The organism is Microcoleus sp. PH2017_28_MFU_U_A, from assembly GCF_020738035.1.
Lineage (GTDB): Bacteria > Cyanobacteriota > Cyanobacteriia > Cyanobacteriales > Microcoleaceae > Microcoleus.
In genome coordinates, this window is sequence record NZ_JAEQCX010000132.1 from 15,464 (window position 1) to 36,687 (window position 21,224).

Here is a 21,224-nt window from a genome sequence, read left to right on the forward strand (position 1 = left end):
GACATCGAAAGTATCTACAATCCAAACAATAAAACGGAATGGATAAGTTTCAATCCCCTTGCGGGGAAAAGTGAATTGCGACTTCTCTTTAGACGTTCCGCAAGTAATTCTAGTGAGAGTTCAAGAGGTTTCAATCCCCTTGCGGGGAAAAGTGAATTGCGACCCCTCGTTTTGAAAGCCGTGCCCAGTAAAGGCTCTAGAAGCCGTTTCCGACCACCTCTGATGCTCAGCTCACTTAGAGCCGAAAATCAGCTCTCAAAAATCGCTGAAACCCTTACGGGACAAGTGAACGGCCGCCTATACGAGATAATCGGTGTTTCAGCCATTTAGCGAGGCGGTCGGATAGCTAAATGATTGAAGCGCTAAAACACTACTTTAATCTATTCAATTTTCTAGGTACTGGTGCTGTAGATTTGGGTAGTAATTAACACGGCAAGTTTGTATGGGCTTGTGTGGATTACAATCATAATCTAGCAACAGAGCCATAGTAACGTAGATTTCTCTGGCTGTCAAGTGTTAAAAAAAATACTTTAAACAATGACCGAAGTCGGGGGCTGAGTCACCGGTGGGCCAGAACCCCAAGTTTCCACCTGCCCGATCGCCCGCGTTGACAAAACATAAAAACGGATATTATCTTCATCCAAATTAACCCGTCCCCGCAGGCGAGCGCGCAACTCCTCAAATTGACGCTGAGATAGGGCACACTCAAAAACCGAATATTGCACCCAAGTACCGTAACCGGAAAGCAAGTTAAAAACTTTCTTGCGACGCTTGTCACAAGGAATATCATAGACAACAACGTACAAGTGCATGATTAATTTCCGCTTGACCAAAAGTCAGGAATTACGCAATAAATAAACGCCATCATGTCATTGCGAGGGTCACTCAGCAATCGCAAAACCTGGCGATTGCTTCGTTCCTCGCAATGACAGAAATACGTTGTTAGTCTTGAAATCTAATAAATTCGATAAGGCTTGTACAGCATTTGTGGATTGTAAACAAACTGCTTGTAAGCCTTAACTTGCTGCACAAACAAATCCCAGCGCGGCTGTTTTTCGCCCGAATCAGTCTGAATTTCTTCTTCCATACGCCGTAAAAAAGCATGGAGAAATTTTGCTCTGCCGGAATCGTTCAAGAAACAGCCGCTATTGCGGTAAACAAAGTCGAGGGTGGCATCCATGACTTTTGAATTAATCAGCCACAGCACCAAAGAATCGATAATCGGAGCACGAAACTCTTCTATCAAATCAGAAGCTAAAGCAGCATGACGTTCGGAAGTTTGATGCAAACAAGCTTGATAAGGATCGAGTCCTTGGATCTCAATCAAACAAAGTAAATGATTCCACAGGATTTGATATCCGAAGCTAAGCATGGCGTTAACCGGATTCCCTGGCGGACGGCGGGAACGGAAAACAAATACAAATTCGGGAACCGACAAACATTCGCCAAATGCCGAAAAATAACTAGCTGCCCCGGCTCCTTCCAATCCCATTAAGCGCTTCCCCGACTTCGCAAAAATTGTCGGGGATATCAACTGCAAAAATTATTGAGGACTACTTTATTTATATCAAGCTCAACTAAGTAGTTTTATGCAAAAAACCAATTGTTCACAAAACTTAAATAGTATTTTGTAGGGAATTTTACGTAGAATTGGTGTCAATTTAACTAGAAATTACGTATAAACTCTATTGGTAGGGTGTGAAGTGGGCACCTGACTACTATTAGTAGTGTCTAAGTAATATCAGGACACGGCATTGCCGTGTCCTCTTCCGACGAAGAAAGCTATTGATTCATGACTATTGACACTCTCAGCGCTGAAGCGACTGAGATTCTTAAGAAATTTCATTCTTAATATCCCTACTGCTAGGGTTCCCAAACTCAGCACGTTTGCACGCAAGTGCGTGCTGATATCTTTTGGGCGTTTAGGTGTTCAACACCAGGTTTCGCGGAGTCCCCGCGTACCATTTTCGATGCTCGATCTCTGATAGTTTTGGCAGCGCCAATGTCGGCGTGTTCGTGATAGCCACATTCAACACAGATGAACTTTTCGCCATCTCTATTTGATTTGTCGATGTGTCCACAACTTCTGCATTCTTGGCTAGAGTGCTTAGGATTAACTTTGATTACGATTTTTCCTTGCTTTGCAGCTAGATACTCAATCTTTAATCCTAAGTCGCCCCAGCCTGCATCAGAGATAGCGCGATTCAATCCTTTTTTTCTGGATTGCCCATTCTTGAGAAACCTCCCGGTTTCCTCATCAGTTTTTACCTTACATCGACGCATCATCCCAGAGATGTTCAAATCTTCTAAGGCGATTACATCAATATTACGAAATACTATTAAATTCGCAGTTTTCCATTGGTGCGCTTGGCGTTTATCACCAATCTTTTGATGGAATCTGCTAACTCTGATGACTGCTTTTTTGCGGTTTTTACTGCCTTTTGTTTTGCGGTTAACTCGTCTCTGTCTAATTTTCAGAGTGCGTTTAGCTTTTTTGTTGGTTGAAAATCTAGGGTTCTCAATTTGGTAGCCATCAGAAAGGTGAACCAGTTTAGTGAGTCCCAAGTCGCAACCGATTACTTTGGGATTGTTGCCGAGAGCTTTGGGGCTGTATTCAGGTACAGATTTATCCTCTATTCTAATAGAAACATACCAGCCATTCTGGCGTTTTCTAACTGTGCAAGCCTTGATAGTAAAACCACTTGGGATTGAGCGAGAGTTGTAAAACCTCATTCAGCCCAGTTTTGGTAGGTAAATTTTATTGCCCTTGATTTTCACTCCCATTGCGAAGGTAAAAGAAGTAAAGTTACTCCGATTTTTGAATTTCGGAAATCCTCTACCTTCAAAGAAGTTTTTGTAGGCAATATCTAAGCGTTTGACATTTTGTTGTAAAACGGTTGAATCTAGTTGGGAATACCAAGGTCTAGCTATTTTTAACTCAGGTAATGCTGTTATTTGAATATCACCAGCACTTCGGCGAGGATTTCTAGCTTTACCTTCTTTGTCAATCTTAGAGTTTTTCCAGGGATTTCCAGTTGCGCCACTTTTACTTACGAAGCAGGTCAATGGTGAAGCTTCGCCTTTCGTTCTAATGTCACAGTAATCGCCTTGGATAAACTGCTGATTGTACTGACAGATTCTGTCATTCAAGCACCAATTATACAGGCTTCGCAGCATATCTACCCAGTTCGACATTTTTAATGCTTGCGTTTGATTGGGACGCAACTTATAAGCGTAATTTGTCAACAATCTTGCTCACCTCCTTGTTTATATCTTATAGCGGTTCTCAGAAAGATGAGGTACGTTGTTGGGCTTCAGCCCTCTTGGTTTCAGTGGTTATATAACCTGTCAGTCATACCTCACCTTTTTGAGAACTCTAATTTTAAATATTAAGAATCAAGAAAGATTCACGGCGGTTAAAACCGCCCGTGTCGCTTGCATCTCAGGGCTGAAGCCTCTGAGTTTTCCGCTTACCGAATGTTTTCTATAACTACTGACTAACTTTTAGATTTCGCATCGCGCCACGCTTCTCGCATCCGTCCAAAATTAGTATTAAATTCTTCCCACCCGAGAGTGCTTCCTGAATTTTCTTCATCCCAGGAAGCCGAGAGGACTCCGTAGCTTAATCCCAGTACGCCTAGACCAAAACAGCCCATGCTTACCAATAATACTGCTGTGTTGGGCAAGTCAAACCAGCCTTTGCTGACTATCAAATAACTCACAAAAAATGTGGAAATTCCCAGGAGTGTGGGGGCGCCGCAGAATACCGCAATGCGGGAAATCATGCGTTTGCTGACTGCTTCTGGGATGGATTGCGCCTGGGGGCCAGTTTTTTTGGTGGCTTTGGGCTGCTTTTCGGGTTTTGCTTCCGCTGTCACTGGATTTGCTTCGGCTTCTGGGGGCTTTTTAGCGGTTTTTTTCCGATTTGAGGCCGGTTCAAAGGGTAAGCGCTGGGTGGGTGGTTCGGAGGACATATTTTTTGTTTAACCTGAAATCTCGAACAATTATCAAAGAAATCTTGGCGAGGGTTTACGCAACTCTGATGGTTAATCAACGGTTTGAAACGGATTTGTTATCAGTGCGTAAATCCTGCTGGCGTTTGTCCAAGATTCTTGAATATTGTCGCAAATTTTCGCTGTGCTGTTTAGCCGCGAATGCCTAAACGGGCAATTAATGCTTTGTAACGATCGACATTTTCCTTTTGCAGGTAGGCCAGGAGGCGCTTGCGGCGGCTGATCATCATCATCAAACCGCGCCGGGAGGCGAAGTCTTTTTGGTTGATTTTCAGGTGGGCGCTGAGTTTGCTGATGCGATCGCTCAGCATGGCGATTTGGACATCTGCTGAGCCTGTGTCGGTTTCATGGGTTTGAAAGTCGCCCATGATTTCTTGTTTGCGCTGTTGTGTAAGAGCCATGAATTGAGTTTAGTTTTTTTTGTACGTTTGTCACAATCCCATATAGTATCACAGCGGAACGGTGAAGGAGCAAATTTTCGACACGGATGGGTTGGTTTTTTGAGCTGAAAGACTTCAATTGCAAGCCCTACTTAGGACGGGCGAGACGCCCATCCCACAGGAAAAAAAATGTCGGATGGGCGGGACGCCCCTCCATGGTGTTTATTCCAGCCCATCCCACAGGAAAAAAATTGTGGGATGGGCATCTTGCCCGTGTTAGCCATAAATTTTGCAAGAAGTCTATTGGGTGGCCGATTATCGGCTCAAATAGGCGATCGCCTCACGAATCCAATCATCCGCATTAGCTTTGTTTGCCAAGTTGCTGTCTTGACTGAGGGTTTGCAGCGCTTGCAAGACTTCCGTCGCAGTATATCCCATCGCCAGCAAAATCATCTCCACTTCTTCTTGAATCGCTGCGGGGACTCCGGCGGCCACGGAAGTTGTCAAACCTGCTTCCTGTCTCCATTCCGAGAGTTTGCTTTTGAGTTCCAGGGCGAGGCGTTCGGCGGTTTTTGTGCCCACGCCGGGGGTTTTGGCGAGGATGCGAGTGTTACCGCCGACGATCGCCTGAACTAAATCTTGCATTCCTAAAGTATCAAGAAGGGCGATCGCCAGTTGAGCACCCACACCGCTAACACTCGTCAACTGCCGAAACAAATCGCGTTCGGCCGTGCTGCCAAAACCGTACAATACGATTTGGTCTTCCTTAACTTGCTGGTGGGTAAAGATTTGGGCGACTTCGCCGGATGCTGGTAATTGGCCAGTCACGCGCGGCAAAATTTGGATGTCATAGCCAATTCCACTAACTTCGAGAGTCAGAATAACGCGGTTGCTGCCTTTGGCGATATTGGCGACTGTGCCTTTGAGATAGCTGATCATATAGTTAATGGTACACCGATAGGGTAGCGCGCCTTTTAAAATTGCGATCGGACTAATGCAAAAAAAATCGTTTCCTCCCGAATACATTAATAACTGCTAAGGGAAAGGTAGAAAAACAATTCTATCTTGATATTCATTTTCTTGGGATGCCAGAGCCGCTAAAATCAATTCTTCTAGGTTTTCGCCAATGCTTAAATTAGGATTGATGATAAAAATCCCTGGAATGTGACGATTTACCGCCATATGTTCGGCTAAGTGCACTGGCATAGAAGTTCGGTTATTTGTCACCAAAACACAGTTATTATCTTCACACCAGTAGAGAATTTCTGGGTCGAGAGTTCCTTTCGGCGGTGTTTCCGGTTCTCCCACTACTTTGACAGCAATATCTGGTTCTCGTTGCCTAATTTGATTGGGATAAATTGGATTGACATTTTCATCAATTAGGTATTGCAGGTTCATGGGCTAATTTTGGCTTTTCTTTCTGCCCTCAGTTGGCGGAGCTTTTCAGAAACAGGCGGGGGATTAAGGCGCTGTTCTTCTCTCATTTTGTGACCGTGTTCTATCCAATTTTTGAGGTAATCACTCACAGGTTCTTGATTTTGGAGATAATACAGAATTGTCGCATAAACTTGTTCGAGGGTGAGGGAAGGATAAGTTTGGGCAATTTCATCAGGTGCGCGACCGCAATCGATGTAATCATAAAGAATTGTTTCAATGCCAATTCTTGTCCCTTTCAGTCGAATATCGCTGGGAGTGAGAAAGTTGAAATAATCTGTGAGCGTTTGGGTTGGCATAATTTTGCTGTATACTCAACATAATTTATTATATCACTGATATTTGCCCGATAGAACTTGAAGTAAACCGCTATGCTGATCTTTCAATTCAAAATAAGATGCTGTTTAACCAAAGACAAATCCGTCTTCCCAAAATTTACCACTAAGGCCACATTTAAATTTTCCAATGATTTTATAAACCACATAATTTCATCAGAAGCTTTACCTTCATAGTGATTGAACAAAATAGAAAATCGCTTTTCCAACTCAGGCTTAACTTTGCCAGAAAGCAGTAATATTTTCAGCAGCAAACCCATTGTCCTGCTGGGCCCGAGGTTGTATACTAAGTCATAAAAAATGTAGTGGTTGGGATGTTGGGAATTTTCCACTACTAAAAAGTTGAATAACTGGTTGCAAGTCTGAGCTAACAATATATTATTTAATTTCGCCGAGTCGTTTTCCGGAAATGTATTTTTGATGTACTTGTACAACTTATCATTAAATTGACGACCGCCATATTCTGGTTCTACCGATGATATCAAATATTCATATAAATCCACTTTAAATGAGCTGTAGGATGGAGTTTTCCTGGCATCTCTCAAAAAAAATTGAGCCGATTCTTTGTGGCTGCGATCGTCTGTTACTTTCCCGGCAAATTCCCTAACAGCTAAGTGCAATTCCGCATCGTTCAAAAGTGTGGGATTTGGCGCCGGCTGCACAATTCCTATTTCTGTATTTCTCGGCTCAACCAAATAATTTAAATATTGAGACAAGTTTTTTTCAAATAGTCGCTGTCTTTGATTTTCCAGCTTTTTGATGGTTTGCTGGTCTTCCTCCACGCTCTCCTTGCTCAGCAAAGAATGCCCGTACAAATAAGGATAGCGACAAATCAATTCGCCCAAAGGAGCATGACTATCTTGTTTCTGCGGTTGTGGCTCTTGTTCTACTGCTTTTACTAAGCGCTCTAGGGTCTGGAATTCTGCACTTTTAGTAAAGAATTCTATTTGTTCTTGCAAGCGCTTGACTATGTAAAATTCCATCCCGAATCGGGGAGAAGTCTGTTTAAATAAAGCTACTAAATTTGCAATACTCAATTTGTGCTGTGAGTGCAATTGCCAGCGGTTGATCGGGATGTAACAGCAGCGGTGGATGATATATTTAAACTCCCGATCCGATCGCTTGACGGAGATTATATTGTACAAAGTTGCTTCTATTTCGCGATCGGGGTAGCCCATACCGTCGATAAATAGTTTGCGGAACCGCTCGATTATCTGTGCGGGGGATTCTTGTTCGACGCAGGAGACGATGTGATCGTACAATACCTGTTCGTTGCTGCCCGATAGAAAAGTATCTGAGGGCGGGGTGAGAATTCTCTCTGCACCGATGTCTGGGCTGCTTTGTACAACTTGTGCGACAGCGACTGTCGGTTTTTTCTGAAAAGTTCCGGGATTCAAGAACCAATAGTGTTCTTGGCTTAATTGTTTGTTTGCCGCCCAATCCAAGGCTGACTGCAAAGTTTCCCCCGTCAATAACTGCGACTTATCTTCGCGATCCGAAGCCAGCCATGCTGCCAAGGCCTCGCGGTAGGGAGCCAGATTTCCCAGTTCTTTTTCCACCCAAAACTGATTGAAAACAGATTGATAAACTAGGTTAGCAGCTATTAATTTACCATGAGATTTGACCACCAATCCTGACAGTTGCAATTCTATTTGTTCGGGAGAATAATCGACAGCAACTCCCGGCGCTTCTTCCGGTTTTTTGGGGTCGGGCGGTTGCAAAATTTTCTGGTACAGCGTTAACAGCCTGGTGAGATCGCAGCGGCTGTAGAAAATGCGATCGCGAATTGCTGTCAAATGTGGGGGTTCGTCCCAGTCTTCCCAATTTTTAATAATTCTGTGTTTGAGCAGTTGTTCCACCTGCTGGGCTTCGCAATTTCTGCCAATAAAAGACCCGTATTCAAGCACCAATTGGCACAGTCTTTGAGTCAGAAAAGGTTGACCGTCCGTCCAAGTAAATATTTCTTGGAGCACTTTTTGGGGACGAAAAGCTTTGAGTGCCAATCCTTTTGTTAGTGACACACTTTCGTCTAGTTGCAATCGACTTAAATTAATTGGTCGTCCAATATTAAAAGGGTTGCAGCTTGGATCTCGGATCAATTGTGACGGGGCTGCTACTCCGAAAACCGCAAAATTCAGGCGATCGTATTCTGGTTGCTCTGCCCGCTTAGAATAACAACCTCGAATTGAGGCAAAAAAATCGCTGGTACTGAAATTGAGGATGTTGGTGGTGTCAATGTCATCTATCAAAATGACTAAATTTTGCCGCAGTGACTTGAGCAAAACTTTTTCGATAAATATCTCCAATCGCTGCACCGGGGATAGCACTTCGCGATCGTTCCACCACTTGAGGGCATCAAACCTGTTTGTGAGGCGCAAGCTGCTGGCGATGCGGTGGACGATCGCACCATACCACTTTTCCAGGGAAATTTCTGGGGTGCTAATGCTTCTCAAGTTGACGGCGGCAAAAGCTGTACCTTCTGCTTGCAACCTTTTGGCCGTTTGCACTAGCAGGCTGGACTTTCCCATTTGTGGCGAACTCAATACGTAGCAGAATTGTCCGGCTTTGAGTCCTTGGTAGAGTTCGCTGTCTGCCGATCGCCTGACATAGGTGGGCGCACCGGCAGGCAAATATCCTCCGACTTGATATTGGTTGGTTGAGTGGACTTCTGCTGTCATCTGCGAATTCATCAAGATGCTGCGCCCCTATGCTGTGCGATGGAAAAGTTACAAATTGCAATTATTGCCAGCTCATACTATTTTAGATTTGAGATTGGTCAATGACTGATTCAATAAGGGTTTGGAGTTTACCTACAGTTGCGTTCTTTTTTTGAACTGGTGTTACTGTGGTTGAAATTTTTGTGACTCTTTCTCTATTGTCTACTAACTCAGCGTTGTCATTGTCAATCTTTACCGTATCTTTGCAACCAACCGTAAATCCAGCCAGGAGGGCGATCGTACTCCGGCACTTTTTTGTTTGTACTCGTTCGCATCCTCATCTAAATTTTTACTCAACCGGATTGAAAATGCCCAAACGCCATTGGGTTCACATTTTTTTACAATCATACTTTGAATTTCACCCGATGGTATGATGTTGCCAGGGAAACTCATAACCGCAGCGCCTTTAAGGTACTGCCTAAGGTACTGCCTAAGGTTCTGCCTTGGGGGCTGGCTACCGAATGCCGTCCTGTCAAAGCACTGGAATGGCTGCTACCAATAAAAAACCCCAGCGTTTGGCTGAGGACTGCTTGAGTGGGAGATATCGTTAATCTGCGTTTTTTTTAGTTGACTTAGATTGCATGGAATTCCATGCCGCTGACACTTCCCCGGCTTTCGCGTGGGGGAATTTTTAAGAACAAACTTTTGGGGATAAATCCACAAAAAGTTTAATTCTTAAAAGCGCTGTCAGTGCGCTGCTAGCCACTGGCTCAACGATTAAAGTTAAGTTTGTGGCTAATTGTAGTAGAAGATGCGCCCTGATGAATTAACTACCCGATAGATGAGCACCCTGATGGCATAACTCCCTGATGGATCGACGCCCTGATGGCCTTAGCCCCACTACCCAAAAAAATCTGGTTGGTGGATGATCGTGGACATAAGTAACACGTCACTTCCGGCGTTTCCGATCGCTCTTCGGGTGTGCCTGTCTGTATTGATTATGGCAGGCAGATTTATCAGAAGACAAGTGGGCTATTGCATCAACCCACTTCTGACAGATCGGGTTAGCCAAAAGGTGTCTATCTACGTTAAATCAGGGTCATCGAACATGAAAAACAGCATCTTAGTATTAGCAGTAATTGCCTCCGGTGGCATCGGCTTATTCCATACAAGCAGGGCCAGCGCTTTTGCGATCGTCCCACAATCTTCATCAACCAGCAGTTTGACTGCTCTTGAGAGTCGTCCCGACATTAACTACACTGGAACGAATGAAGATGGAGAGCAAGAAGAGGTAAAGACAGGCAAAGGCCGGAAATAATTAGCCCTCTGAGTGGTTCGCCGGCGCTGCGGTTGTGATTGCGATCGTGTTTGTGGTGTATTTGTTGTCGCCACCACCTTGGCTCAAGGGGGTGAAAACTCGGGCCGAATATCAGTCCACCTAATCCGGGGAGTTGAAGTCTCAACAAAGTGAATGGGAAAATAAACAGGTAAGGCGAGTCTGTCGGTGGAGTTTCCCCGCCTAGGAACTTCCTTACCTTCTGATGTTCGGGATTCGGATCTGGCACAATCGTATTTCATCTCGTAAAAACCCAATGGAAAATACTCTCGAAACTACCCGCAGACAGCGCGTATTGACAAGAACCCAGGAACGGCGTCAGGCGACACCCAAAGAAAAACAGTTAATTCACCTGCTGGCTAATATGGCTTGCAGTTTGATTAACTATGACTACAAACACTCAGCGGGGAAGGAAACTCTCGCGCCTTCGGAACGGAAGCGTTTAGCGGAATGGCACTACCTGCGAGTTCAGCAAATTCGCCGGATCGAACGCTCGTTGGAGCCCGTAGCGACGCTCAAGCGCGTGTACTACAAGAGCATTCTCAGTCCGAGGGATCTGAAGTCTTTGAAACTTCTGTGGCTTGAAGAGGACAAAAACCGCGTCAAACGGGTCGATCCTGAGTTGGACGACATCCTCAGCGAAGCTTTGGATCGGGGAGATACTTTGAAACAGCTATTTCACTCGATCGAATCCAAGGAACGGATCTTTGCGGAAACTCCTCGCCCGGGCGTTGTACCGCTGTGGGTGAAAGAGTGGGAAGACTCGGAATATGACATCAACTTTTTTCCGCCTTCGTTCTCTGCATGGGTTTCCATCGTGGACGACTAGGTTCAAGAAAAACTCTTTTACATGGGAGCGATCGCAAAAATCTGAGGGTAAAGCTATTTGCTATCGCTCCCATTGACGAGGAATGTGCGATCGCGGCGAGGTTAGCTCGTCGTGCAGCGCACAACCATCGGAGTACAGAGAAGTAAATCGGAGTCAGTAGCATTGTACAATGGAGGAAAACCAGGGCTTCAGCTAATTGCTGATAGCTGATAGCTGATAGCTGATAGTTTCCCATGACTGACTCGATTTCTACTTCTCCATTAGACTCGGCCGCCGATACAGCCGAACTCCGCTCACAGTTGAGGTCGGGTTCAGAGAAAACTCAACTGCAACTGCTGCAACAACACATAGCAGATGCAGGCTGGGACGTGTTGATGGAATTTTTATTAGAGCGCAAGTCGGAGGAACCGACGGCGGTAATGGGTAAGGCTTACCAAATTCTTTATTGTGCGGATTCTGCCAGAGCGAGGGAGTTTTTGCAGGCGAATTTTCCGACTGGAGTAGTGCAATTGCGATCGGACTCTAACATTGACTACACTCCGCTGCAACAATTATTGGCCCTACAGGAATTTCAAGAAGCCGATCTATTGACTTTAAACAAACTTTGTGGATTGGCGGGCGAGACAGCTTCCGCGAGAAAGTGGTTGTATTTTACGGAAGTTGAAAGTTTGCCCGTGGCAGATTTGCAAACAATTAATACCCTGTGGAAAGTTCATTCCGAAAACAAATTTGGCTTTTCGGTACAGCGGGAAATTTGGCTGAGTTCGGGGAAGAATTGGGATAAGTTGTGGCCGTTAATTGGCTGGAAGAAGGGAAATAATTGGACGCGGTATCCGCAAGAGTTTATTTGGGATTTGAGCGCGCCGAGGGGTCATTTGCCGCTGTCGAATCAGTTGCGGGGAGTGCAGCCGTTTTCAGCTTTGATGGCTCATCGGGCTTGGGTGAAGTAAGACGTACGGTTGAAACCGCGTCTACACAAACAAAGATCGGACGGCGGTTGAAACCGCATCTACACAAACAATGTCCGCCTCCGCGGACTCAAGAGAATAATATAAAACGTAATTTTAACCGCCTATTCTTCAACCCGCGGAGGCGGGTTTTGTTTGTATAGCCGCGGTTTCAACCGCCGGGTCTTTTTTGAGGAATGTTGGGAAATAACGTAATTTTAACCGCCTATTCTTCAACCCGCGGAGGCGGGTTTTGTTTCTGTAGCCGCGGTTTCAACCGCCGGGTCTTTTTTGAGGAATGTTGGGAAATTTTGTATAATTGATATTTGAATTAATTAGCGAGAGGGCTACGAGTCATGGTAGGAATCGGAACCAAACTCACTTTAGAAGAATTTCTAGCGTTGCCCGACGGAGACGTATATTATGAGTTTGTAGATGGTGAAGCAGTTCCTAAAGTGTCTCCAAAAAAAATTCATTCCAGTTTACAGGGAGCTTTATGTCGCCTCAGCAATGATCCACTTATCTGTTTTAATTGCTGTTTTAACCTTGTTGTAAAATAAGTTGTAAAATAAATTTTTACCCGTATAGATTAACTTGAATTCGCAGCTACCTATATTATACACCCTACCTGATGTGACAGTTGCGTAAGTCCAAATCAAATCAGCTAAATTTCCCGTGCCATCCATACCAAAAAGCCCAAAATTTGATCGACAGGAGGCAGTGGATAATCAATTAAATCAATTGTTACTACTTGCCCTTCTAGTTTCAGAAATCGCCACTGAGTGCCATTGGTGACTGAACCATAAATGATAGGAATCGGCTTTTTCTTAGCCTCATTAAATTTTTGTGCTCCCACCATTTCAGCAATACATTGTCCGAATCCTGTTCTGAGATCGGATTTTTTGGCCTCCACAATAATGACTGCCGGTGCTTCAATTTCTAGAATTTCTTCGGAACGGCTAAAGAGGAAATCGCACATTCCGTTCAATCCCATTGATTCATCTACTGTGAAGTCTTCTCCTGAAAATAAACTGACTCGTCGCTGTAAAATTCGTCTCGCTTCTAACAAGACAGGATAAATAATTCCTTCAGAACGAGCTTTTTCGCTTGCTGATGAGGCTAACGGTAAGCTTTCTTCCAAAAAAGCAATCAATGTTTGAGAAGGGGGAATTGGGTCAATGTTAGGCAAAAAACGAACTGCTTCTACAGTGGTTAGATTAAATGCTTCCTTGACTTTACCGATTGTGGTGAAAGAACTGTAGGGCATAGCAATTAACAATATAAGTTGATTGTGAAATTATAGTTAAACTCACAGAGATTGATTAAGTTTTTTTTGTTCTCCTTCCGGTTGCACTTGCTTCTGCAAGCTAATTTTGTCGCCTACTTCATAACCGGAATTAAAACCGACTTCGCTGCTGATTTGAGCACCGGCTCGGGTTTTGACTTTAACTCCTTGGCTTTCTAAATAATCTGCGATCGCCTGTTCATTCTTCTCAAACATCGATCGCACTACAATAGCAGGAGTAGCCGCTGTATCAACCGAGCCCGGAATCCCCGACTCCTCCATCTCCCGCTTTTGTTCCAGCAGCCTTTGTCGCAACCTTGTGGCGCATCCCACCCGAAAAGCGTTCAGATACGCCAGTCCCCGGCCGCTTCCTTTGCGATATTTCGCCCGTTTCTCGATCGCAGAACTCAAATATTCATACAGGTGCTTGCAAACAATCAGATTTGTAGAGCTTCCCACCAAAAACATACTACCACTATAATTGTTCCGCATACCTGTACAACCGTTAGCTTCCGCAATTCCTGAAAGCAGGATCATTTTCCAAGTGACAAATTTGGATGTTGTCTCAACTCCGCTTTGATCGATCTCTTCTTGGTGATTGGGGCCTAAATCGGCGAGGCTGAGATTGTACTGCGCCAGTAAAACGGAAGCTTTTGCTGCCGCAGCGGTTGATTCGTTTTCGTTGGATGAGGTGGCGAGGGCTAACAGCTTTTTGATTTTTTCGACAATGCTTGTTTCTACCATTTTTTGATTGGTTTGGGGGTGAGACTACGCGGTGGCAAGGTTTTGGGGATGTTTCTATTTTACTAGAGTGTTGGAATGTGCGATCGTTCTTTTAGGATAATTTAATTTAAGAGGTTTGAACCGCAGAGGCCGCAGAGGCCGCAGAGGAAGAGAGGGAGAGAGAAGTTTGCTACTGATTGGTGTACTATTCGAGGATTTCTAGGACTGATTTTGGCTGCAATTTATCTTTAAACCAAACTATTTTTGCAGGAACTTCTTTTACATTAACCCCAGCTTTTTCCAGATTCAGCCGTTCGGAAATAGCTAAAATCAAGTTGTCGCATCCAGATTTGTGTACTTGAGCAAATTTCTTTTGCAAATACTCCGGCCGCCAATAGCCGACTATTTCTAATATAAATACTCGTCCGTCGGGATGGACTAACCGAAAGTCGGGAATCATCACGCTTCCGGGAATCGGAATTAGATCGACTTCTCGTTCGAGTTTCCACTCGGTTTTTAAGCTATCCCACCTGCCAGCAAATGCTGCTTCTAACATACTATCATAGGGTTTGCCTGGGGGATAGTGGCTGACTAAACCGCAGTCGGAATTTAGGGTGAATTTACCTGTTTTCACAACGCCGCTGAAAGCATCTTTGGTTTGCAGAGTTGAGTGCATACTCCATTTGGTGACGTGTAGGAGTGCGGGCAGCATTTTGGCGAGGGCTAAGCCGTAGCGGGTGCTGGGTTTGAACAAGCTTGTGGGGCCGTCGATTGTGAGGGTAAATCCGTGGTCTGCATCGCCTTCGATGTAGGTCATTAATTGAAATAATTTTAAATAGCGAAAGAGGAGTTTGTATTCTCCTGGATCGTTGCGGTGCGCGGTTAATTGAACTTGACTTGCTCGGTAAAATATGCCTTGGACTTGGGAAAGGTTGTATCTGTGAAGTAAGTTTTCGGGTGTTGGTGCGTCAAATTCGGTGAGGATTTTGTTTTCGTTTAAATCGGCGTATAAACCTGTTTTGATTTCGTGGGTAAAAACTTCTCTGTTTAAGTCTTGGCTGAGCTCTGTGGCTACTGTTTCGAGGGTTATTTGGGTGGATTGTGGGCTGGGTATCGATCGCGCGGACAACGCAAATACCCGCTGTCTCAACTCCATTGGTTCTAGGGGGCTGACGACTTCCAAGGTGGAGAAACCGCCTTTGAGGAGGTGCGCCAATCCCCGTTTCAGCCGATAGTCGGGGCTGTCGCCTTCTAATTCTAGCAAGCGTCCGTCGAGTTCGCCTTGGGTTTTGCCGATCGACTCCTGGAAGCAGGCGATCGTTTCGGTAGCTGCTTCTAGGTTTTTAGCATCTATCTTGAGGCGTAGCGGGATGATTGATTCGCCGTTTTGACGGTGGCTTAGTAGATCGGTTGGTAGCATTTGACAGTTGACAGTTGACAGTTGACAGTTGACAGTTGACAGTTGACAGTTGACAGTTGACAGTTGACAGTTGACAGTTGACAGTTGACAGTTGACAGTGATTCTGCGGCTTTTTTGGTTGTCTTGGGAATGTCATCATCATCTCCCCATTTTGCTGGTGTTTCTGCTGCTTTTTTGGTTGTCTCTCGGTTGACTCCGTAAATCGGTGTTGGTTTGACTGTTTCTAATTTTGGATATTCTGCTGGTGGTGGTTCTATTGGTGTTTTTGGTTGGGGTTTGTGAACTTGCATTCCGCCTCGGCGGCGCTGGGATGTTCTTTCTTCGGTGGTGTCTTCGGTGACGACTTCGTAGAGAATTGCTAGTTTATTTACATCGCTGCTTTTTCGCAAAACTCGACCCAATCTTTGGATGTATTCGCGTTCGCTTCCCGTACCTGACAGTATAATAGCAATTCTGGCGTCGGGTACGTCCACTCCTTCGTTGAGAACGTGGGATGCGACTAGGGTTTTGTATTCGCCGCTGCGAAATTTATCGAGGATTTCGTGCCTTTCTTTGACTGGGGTTTGGTGGGTAATTGTGGGGATGAGAAATTCTTGGGAGATTCGGTAGACTGTGGCGTTGTCTCCGGTGAAGATTAGGGTGCGCTGGGGAGAGTGTTCGGCTAGAATTTGAGCTAAGATTCGCAATTTGCCTTCGGTACAAAGGGCGATTTCTTTGGCTTGGCGGTGGGCAATCATGGCGCGCCTTCCTAGGGGCGATCGCGCGCTGGCCATGATAAACTGTTTCCATCCTTCGAGGCTGGATATTTTGATGTTGGACTGTTTGAGGAAGTCGTTGCGAATGTTCATGGCTTCGCTGTAGCGATCGGTTTCTTCTTTTGACAGTTTGACCATGATTTGCACTATTTTATGGTCGGCTAAGGCGTCGCCTGCTAAATCTTCGGGTTTTTTGCTATATACTGTGGGGCCGATGAGGAAGTGTAAGTCGCTGTGGCGTCCGTCTGTGCGATCGGGTGTTGCTGTCAGTCCGAGTCGAAAAGGCGCGATCGCATATTCGGATATTACTCGATAAAAGTCCGTTGGTAAATGGTGGCATTCGTCAAACACCAGCAAGCCGTATTTATTTCCCAAGGTTTCGGCGTGAATGCTGGCGCTGTCGTAGGTTGCTACTAAAATTGGCGTTTTGTCCCGCGAACCTCCGCCTAACAATCCAATTTCGATGTCGGGAAAAGCTGCTTTCAAATTAGCGTACCACTGGTGCATTAAATCGAGAGTTGGTACTACGACTAATGTACTGCGGCCTGTGACTTGCATGGCTAATTGGGCCACATAAGTTTTGCCCGAAGCCGTGGGGAGGACGACTACTCCTTGGCTTCCTGCTTCTTGCCAAGCTGCTAGGGCTTCTTGTTGGTGCGGGTAAGGCTGCATTGCCACGCTGGATACGAGTTCGAGTAGTTCGTATCCGCGGGCGTCGTCGGTGAAGTTAGTGCAGTCGGCCTGAAGCGATTCTACCAGCGGGCGGTAGTGAATTGCTCGAATGCGAAATTTTTCCACGCGATCGTCCCACGTGGCAAAATCCGCCCAGTCTCGGCCTTTGGGCGGCGGGTGCAGTAGGAGCGTTCCGCGATCGAATGTTAATGTAGGTATGCGTGGCATTTTTTTTGAGACGCGGTGAATCGTTGCTGTTAAATTATATAGGATATAGGAAAAGTAAGGACTGAAGTCTTTACTTTCAAATTAAAGTTCTCTTACTTTTGCGATCGTATGTTTGACTTTCTGCAATACAAACAAAATTTTTTAGCAGCGACTGAAGGCTGGGATAATGAGAAATGGAATAATTTTAATGACAATCCATTGGTACTTGTTTCGCCAACACTGCAAAATTGCCATGTCAAAAACTGTCGCCTGGTTGAAAGTCGCATCAAAATATTGGAATGTTTACCTAAAAATAGTGTGGTTGCAGAGGTTGGCACTCAATATGGGCGATTTGCCGAGAAAATACTTGCTATTACCCAGCCCCAAAAGCTGCATTTAATTGATGGTAATTTCGAGGCATTTAAAGCGGAAATCGATCGCAAACAAAATCCCCTATTGCAAGCAGGGATAGAAAATGGGACTGTCGAACTTCACGAAGGTGATTCATCGACAATTTTAGGCGGTTTTCCAGAAGAGTATTTTGATTGGATTTACATCGATGCCGATCATTCTTATGAAGGTGTATGCAAAGATATCAATCGAGGTTATACAAAGGTGAAATCTGACGGGATGATGGTTTTTAACGATTATACGAATTGGTCTGTATGCGAAATCATGCCTTACGGTGTGGCGAAAGCAGTTAATGAGTTTTGTATTGCGAATGACTGGGAAATAGTATTTCTGGCGCTTCAGTTCCTAGGCTATCACGATATTGCGATTAAGAAAAATACTGGGGAAAAGGAGGTGCGAATTCAGTTGCAGGAGGTTAAGTCCCAATTGCAGAGTTCGCAAGCTCGGATGCAGCAGCTTGAGTTAGAGTTGGAGCAGGCTAAAAGATCGATCGACCTTATGGAAAATGACAAATTTTGGAAATTGCGATCGCAATGGCTGAAAATCAAACAAATATTCTCCTAGCCCAGCCCGATTCCCAAATCTAAAATCTCCAATGGTATTGTCCCGCTAGGGCTGATTTTTGCGTTAAATTCGATCGACATAAGCCTGAAATTTGAGGTTATAGATGGAAATAGGCGTCCCCAAGGAAATCAAGGATTTAGAGTTTCGAGTCGGACTCAGTCCCACCAGCGTGCGGGCTTGTTCGGACAAAGGCCACACAGTTTTCGTCGAAACGAATGCTGGGGCTGGGGCTGGTTTTGCTGATGAGGACTACATTGAAGCCGGGGCGAAGATTGTCTCGAAGGCTTCAGATGTCTGGAACCGGCAACTAATTGTCAAAGTTAAGGAACCATTACCTACTGAGTATCCGCTGATTGAAAAAGAGCAGTTGCTATTTACATATTTGCACTTAGCAGCCGATCGCACATTAACCGAGCACTTAATCAACAGCGGAGTCCAGGCTATCGCCTACGAAACCGTCGAACTCCCCGACAGGAAATTGCCCCTGCTAACCCCGATGAGCATTATTGCAGGGCGTTTGGCCGTGCAGTTCGGTGCTCGGTTTCTGGAACGACAGCAAGGCGGCAAAGGCGTACTTTTGGGGGGCGTACCGGGGGTAAGACCGGGCAAAGTTGTAATTTTGGGCGGCGGAATCGTCGGCACAGAAGCAGCCCGCATTGCTGTCGGAATGGGCGCTAGGGTGCAGATTTTAGATGTAAATGTCGATCGGCTAGCCTACTTGGAAACTTTATTCGGTTCCAGAGTAGAATACCTTTACAGCAGTCCTTTGCAAATAGAAGCAGTTGTTCCCGATGCTGACTTATTAATCGGTGCAGTTTTAGTCTTAGGAAAAAGAGCTCCGGTGCTACTTTCGCGCGAATTTGTCGCCAAAATGCAGCCCGGTTCTGTAATTGTTGACGTAGCCGTCGATCAAGGTGGCTGTGTCGAAACTTTGCGAGTAACTTCTCACACAAATCCTACTTATGTAGAGGAAGGAGTTGTGCATTATGGCGTACCAAATATGCCCGGTGCAGTGCCTTGGACAGCTACTCAAGCTTTGAATAACAGCACTTTGCCTTATGTTTTGCAGTTGGCAAATAACGGGATTAAAGCTTTGGAAATGAATCCGAGTTTGGCGAAGGGATTGAACGTGCAGAATCACCGACTGGTGCATCCGGCCGTCCGGGAAGTTTTCCCAGATTTGGCAGATTAAATTGCCTCTTTTTTTAAGTAAGTTGTCCCGCATCTAAATTGTATTTTGGCGCGGGCAGGATGCCCAACCCCTACTCCCCACAAGAAAATTCATGTATTGTGGTTCTCAGAAAGATTCGCGGACGTTGTTGGGAAGAGAGCCCTCTTTGTCTAGGAGGTTATGTAAGCTGTCAGTCATACCTCATCTTTGTGAGAAAGGCTATATTGTGGAACGGGCATCTTGCCTGTTTCTAAACAAAAAAGGTAATCGATCCGGTTTGCTTTTTCATCGACGACGGGAGTTACTCGGTTCACGGATTTTCGATCCTCAAAGCAACAGTTACCAGAAAGAATTGGTTGAAAGCCGGAATCATTTGAGGGAGAAATTAAAGTCAGACTATTCATTACTCCAATCCTCTTCCTTCTAGGTAGAGGTTGCTCTCAAACTGTCAAGCGGTCAACTGTCAAATATCCAGTTTTGCCAAACCCAAATACCGGACACCTTCGGGAGTTACGTCAAAGCGGCAAGGCAAAACTTCCACACCTTCAATAATAGCTTGTCTGAACAATTGTCCGTAAATGCGATCGGCACTATCCCCAGGCGCAAAATCCGTACAATCGCCGCGATTAATAAAATACAGCATTACAGCCCTCGAACCCTGCCGCACCACTTCGATCAATTCTCTTAAATGTTTCTGTCCCCGTTCTGTGACTGTATCGGGAAATAAAGCTAATGTATCTTTAACCCAAGTTGTATTTTTAACTTCCACAAAAATCGGTTTTTCCCCACCATTCAGCCAAAAATCCACTCGACTTTTTTTATCTTTTCCGTAAACAACCTCCGGCTGAATCAAACTGTAATTTCCCAATTCAGGAAACAATTGCAATTCCAAAGCTAATTTAACTACTCGATTTGGCAGCCCGGTATTAACTCCCACCCAGGTTGGTACAGTATCGCAAACTTTAATTAATTCCCAAGTATAAGCTAACTTGCGTTTGGGATTGTCACTGGGAGATACTAGCACTGGATTGCCGGGAATTAAAACACCAGTCATCGGGCCAGTATTCGGACAGTGCGCGGTGATAATTTCTCCCGAAGCCAGTTCGATTTCTGCGAAAAATCGTTTGTACCGCTTGATTAAAGTGCCGGGTAAGAGAGGGGGATATTTGTAAATTAAGTCGTTCATGGGGATAGGGGCATGGGGCATGGGGCATTGGTAAATAGACATAATTGCTGTAGGGGCGGGTTCACCAACAATACGTGCCAATAATTGACAATCTCAAAAACCCGCCCCCACCCAACCATAAATCACTTATTTATCTTCTCTTCTAAGCTCATTAATTTCATCATTTAAAGGCTGCTGTTGTTTACCTTTCATCAACTGTTTCATCTGCGCTTTAAAAGCTTCCACCAGTTCCGGACTGGCTTGTGTTTCTTTCCAAGAAGCGCGGGAATTTAAGCGATCGCACCAATCCTCCAATTTGGGGTATTCCTCCAAAGACAAGCCTAACTCGGGCAGCCAAGGCACGGAAACACCAGCCACAACATCCGCCAGGGTAATCGTGTTACTGCCAAAAAAAGGTGTATCGCCCAACAACTCCTCAAAAAATCTCAGTACCGCCGCCACTTGCAGCGCAGATTTTTCCAGATTCTCCGGTTCGCCTGCGCCGCCGAAAGTCTGGCGGACAAAGGGACTCAGCGCTGGTGTCAATTCGTTGACTGTTACCATTTGTACCATGCGGACGATCGCCAAATCCCGAGCATTCTGTGGCAATAGTGCGATCGTCGGATACTTAGCTTCCAGATAATCAAGCATAGCGAGACTTTCTATTAAATGAAAATCGCCATCAGCCAAAACCGGAATGTGGTGAAAAGGGCTAATATCCAAAAAATCTGGTTGAAACTGATCGCCGTTTAATTTCATCGACACCAATTCAAACTCAATCTCTTTTTCTAGCAAAGCAATCCAGACGCGACGGGCATTAGCGGGACTTAAACAGAAAATACGATAAAAATAGGTTATAATGCTTACATAGCAAGCAGATAACGTTAAAAAATGACCCATGAAAGAGACAACCCCTGCCG

At 45.1% G+C, this 21,224-nt stretch carries 23 protein-coding genes and 1 CRISPR repeat array (1 of these 24 cut by a window edge); of the genes, 6 read left to right on the top strand and 17 right to left on the bottom strand.

Translation table 11 applies throughout. The features are described 5' to 3' along the window. A CRISPR array of direct repeats spans positions 1-163; the repeat unit is 36 nt; unit sequence GTTTCAATCCCCTTGCGGGGAAAAGTGAATTGCGAC; it begins 1,077 nt to the left of the window's first position. Positions 164-530: 367 nt separating this feature from the next. The 10 genes from cas2 to JGK14_RS29005 all read right to left on the bottom strand — a co-directional run bounded on the left by cas2 (position 531) and on the right by JGK14_RS29005 (position 8,840). Then, entirely contained in the window at positions 531-812 is a 282-nt protein-coding gene (gene cas2, locus JGK14_RS28960) for a CRISPR-associated endonuclease Cas2 (protein WP_293185592.1), read from the bottom strand. Positions 813-955: 143 nt separating this feature from the next. Then, a complete protein-coding gene (cas1, locus tag JGK14_RS28965; RefSeq protein ID WP_325315794.1) occupies positions 956-1,540 on the bottom strand; it encodes a CRISPR-associated endonuclease Cas1 in 585 nt (194 codons plus the stop codon). A 338-nt stretch (positions 1,541-1,878) separates the two neighbouring features. Next, the gene (locus JGK14_RS28970) at positions 1,879-2,733 is read right to left on the bottom strand and encodes an RNA-guided endonuclease InsQ/TnpB family protein (protein ID WP_293185593.1); all 855 of its coding nucleotides are present in this window, start codon (positions 2,731-2,733) and stop codon (positions 1,879-1,881) included. Beyond that, on the bottom strand, positions 2,734-3,249 hold the full coding sequence (locus tag JGK14_RS28975; protein WP_293185594.1) for a helix-turn-helix domain-containing protein: 516 nt from the start codon (positions 3,247-3,249) through the stop codon (positions 2,734-2,736). Between the two features lie 248 nt (positions 3,250-3,497). Further along, positions 3,498-3,974: a PAM68 family protein gene (locus JGK14_RS28980; protein ID WP_325315795.1), complete on the bottom strand. Its 477-nt coding sequence runs from the start codon at positions 3,972-3,974 to the stop codon at positions 3,498-3,500. Between the two features lie 170 nt (positions 3,975-4,144). After that, the gene (gene rpsO, locus JGK14_RS28985; RefSeq protein WP_293134126.1) at positions 4,145-4,414 is read right to left on the bottom strand and encodes a 30S ribosomal protein S15; all 270 of its coding nucleotides are present in this window, start codon (positions 4,412-4,414) and stop codon (positions 4,145-4,147) included. Between the two features lie 294 nt (positions 4,415-4,708). Next, on the bottom strand, positions 4,709-5,332 hold the full coding sequence (gene ruvA / locus JGK14_RS28990) for a Holliday junction branch migration protein RuvA (RefSeq protein ID WP_293185596.1): 624 nt from the start codon (positions 5,330-5,332) through the stop codon (positions 4,709-4,711). Between the two features lie 96 nt (positions 5,333-5,428). Beyond that, on the bottom strand, positions 5,429-5,791 hold the full coding sequence (locus JGK14_RS28995) for a DUF5615 family PIN-like protein (RefSeq protein WP_293185597.1): 363 nt from the start codon (positions 5,789-5,791) through the stop codon (positions 5,429-5,431). Next, entirely contained in the window at positions 5,788-6,126 is a 339-nt protein-coding gene (locus JGK14_RS29000) for a DUF433 domain-containing protein (protein ID WP_293325501.1), read from the bottom strand. Before JGK14_RS29000 ends, JGK14_RS28995 begins: the two co-directional genes overlap by 4 nt. Before the next feature lie 83 nt (positions 6,127-6,209). Further along, on the bottom strand, positions 6,210-8,840 hold the full coding sequence (locus tag JGK14_RS29005; protein ID WP_325315796.1) for an AAA-like domain-containing protein: 2,631 nt from the start codon (positions 8,838-8,840) through the stop codon (positions 6,210-6,212). 390 nt (positions 8,841-9,230) lie between these two features. Here JGK14_RS29005 and JGK14_RS29010 point away from each other — a divergent pair, with 390 nt between their 5' ends. From JGK14_RS29010 to JGK14_RS29025, 4 genes are all read left to right on the top strand, one after another. Further along, positions 9,231-9,413, top strand: coding sequence for a hypothetical protein (locus JGK14_RS29010; RefSeq protein WP_293185601.1), 183 nt, complete (start codon positions 9,231-9,233; stop codon positions 9,411-9,413). 514 nt (positions 9,414-9,927) lie between these two features. Then, positions 9,928-10,137, top strand: coding sequence for a hypothetical protein (locus JGK14_RS29015; RefSeq protein WP_293185603.1), 210 nt, complete (start codon positions 9,928-9,930; stop codon positions 10,135-10,137). Between the two features lie 274 nt (positions 10,138-10,411). Then, entirely contained in the window at positions 10,412-10,984 is a 573-nt protein-coding gene (locus JGK14_RS29020) for a hypothetical protein (protein ID WP_293185604.1), read from the top strand. Positions 10,985-11,217: 233 nt separating this feature from the next. After that, entirely contained in the window at positions 11,218-11,934 is a 717-nt protein-coding gene (locus JGK14_RS29025; RefSeq protein WP_325315797.1) for a GUN4 N-terminal ARM-like repeat domain-containing protein, read from the top strand. A 661-nt stretch (positions 11,935-12,595) separates the two neighbouring features. On the opposite strand, the gene JGK14_RS29030 is transcribed toward JGK14_RS29025, so the two are convergent. From JGK14_RS29030 to JGK14_RS29045, 4 genes are all read right to left on the bottom strand, one after another. Continuing rightward, the gene (locus JGK14_RS29030; RefSeq protein WP_325315798.1) at positions 12,596-13,198 is read right to left on the bottom strand and encodes a hypothetical protein; all 603 of its coding nucleotides are present in this window, start codon (positions 13,196-13,198) and stop codon (positions 12,596-12,598) included. Positions 13,199-13,240: 42 nt separating this feature from the next. Next, a complete protein-coding gene (locus JGK14_RS29035; RefSeq protein ID WP_325315799.1) occupies positions 13,241-13,960 on the bottom strand; it encodes a DUF2786 domain-containing protein in 720 nt (239 codons plus the stop codon). Positions 13,961-14,144: 184 nt separating this feature from the next. Then, positions 14,145-15,359: a DUF790 family protein gene (locus JGK14_RS29040; RefSeq protein ID WP_325315800.1), complete on the bottom strand. Its 1,215-nt coding sequence runs from the start codon at positions 15,357-15,359 to the stop codon at positions 14,145-14,147. Then, positions 15,338-17,014, bottom strand: a complete 1,677-nt coding sequence (locus tag JGK14_RS29045) for a DEAD/DEAH box helicase (RefSeq protein WP_325315801.1) — start codon at positions 17,012-17,014, stop codon at positions 15,338-15,340. The genes JGK14_RS29040 and JGK14_RS29045 overlap by 22 nt, the downstream gene beginning before the upstream one ends. A 108-nt stretch (positions 17,015-17,122) precedes the next feature. Between JGK14_RS29045 and JGK14_RS29050 the strand changes: the two genes are divergently transcribed. Together JGK14_RS29050 and ald are read left to right on the top strand one after the other, a co-directional pair. After that, entirely contained in the window at positions 17,123-17,968 is an 846-nt protein-coding gene (locus JGK14_RS29050; protein WP_293185619.1) for a class I SAM-dependent methyltransferase, read from the top strand. A 103-nt stretch (positions 17,969-18,071) separates the two neighbouring features. Continuing rightward, positions 18,072-19,160, top strand: coding sequence for an alanine dehydrogenase (gene ald / locus JGK14_RS29055; RefSeq protein WP_293196386.1), 1,089 nt, complete (start codon positions 18,072-18,074; stop codon positions 19,158-19,160). Positions 19,161-19,333: 173 nt separating this feature from the next. Here the strand turns inward: ald and JGK14_RS29060 are convergent, their stop codons facing one another. From JGK14_RS29060 to JGK14_RS29070, 3 genes are all read right to left on the bottom strand, one after another. After that, complete coding sequence (locus tag JGK14_RS29060) at positions 19,334-19,543, bottom strand: hypothetical protein (RefSeq protein ID WP_293185622.1); 210 nt, start codon at positions 19,541-19,543, stop codon at positions 19,334-19,336. 59 nt (positions 19,544-19,602) lie between these two features. Further along, on the bottom strand, positions 19,603-20,325 hold the full coding sequence (gene sfsA / locus JGK14_RS29065; RefSeq protein ID WP_293212192.1) for a DNA/RNA nuclease SfsA: 723 nt from the start codon (positions 20,323-20,325) through the stop codon (positions 19,603-19,605). Between the two features lie 126 nt (positions 20,326-20,451). After that, positions 20,452-21,224, bottom strand: a 773-nt coding sequence (locus JGK14_RS29070; protein ID WP_325315802.1) for a glutathione S-transferase family protein, incomplete at its 5' end; no start/stop codon positions are given.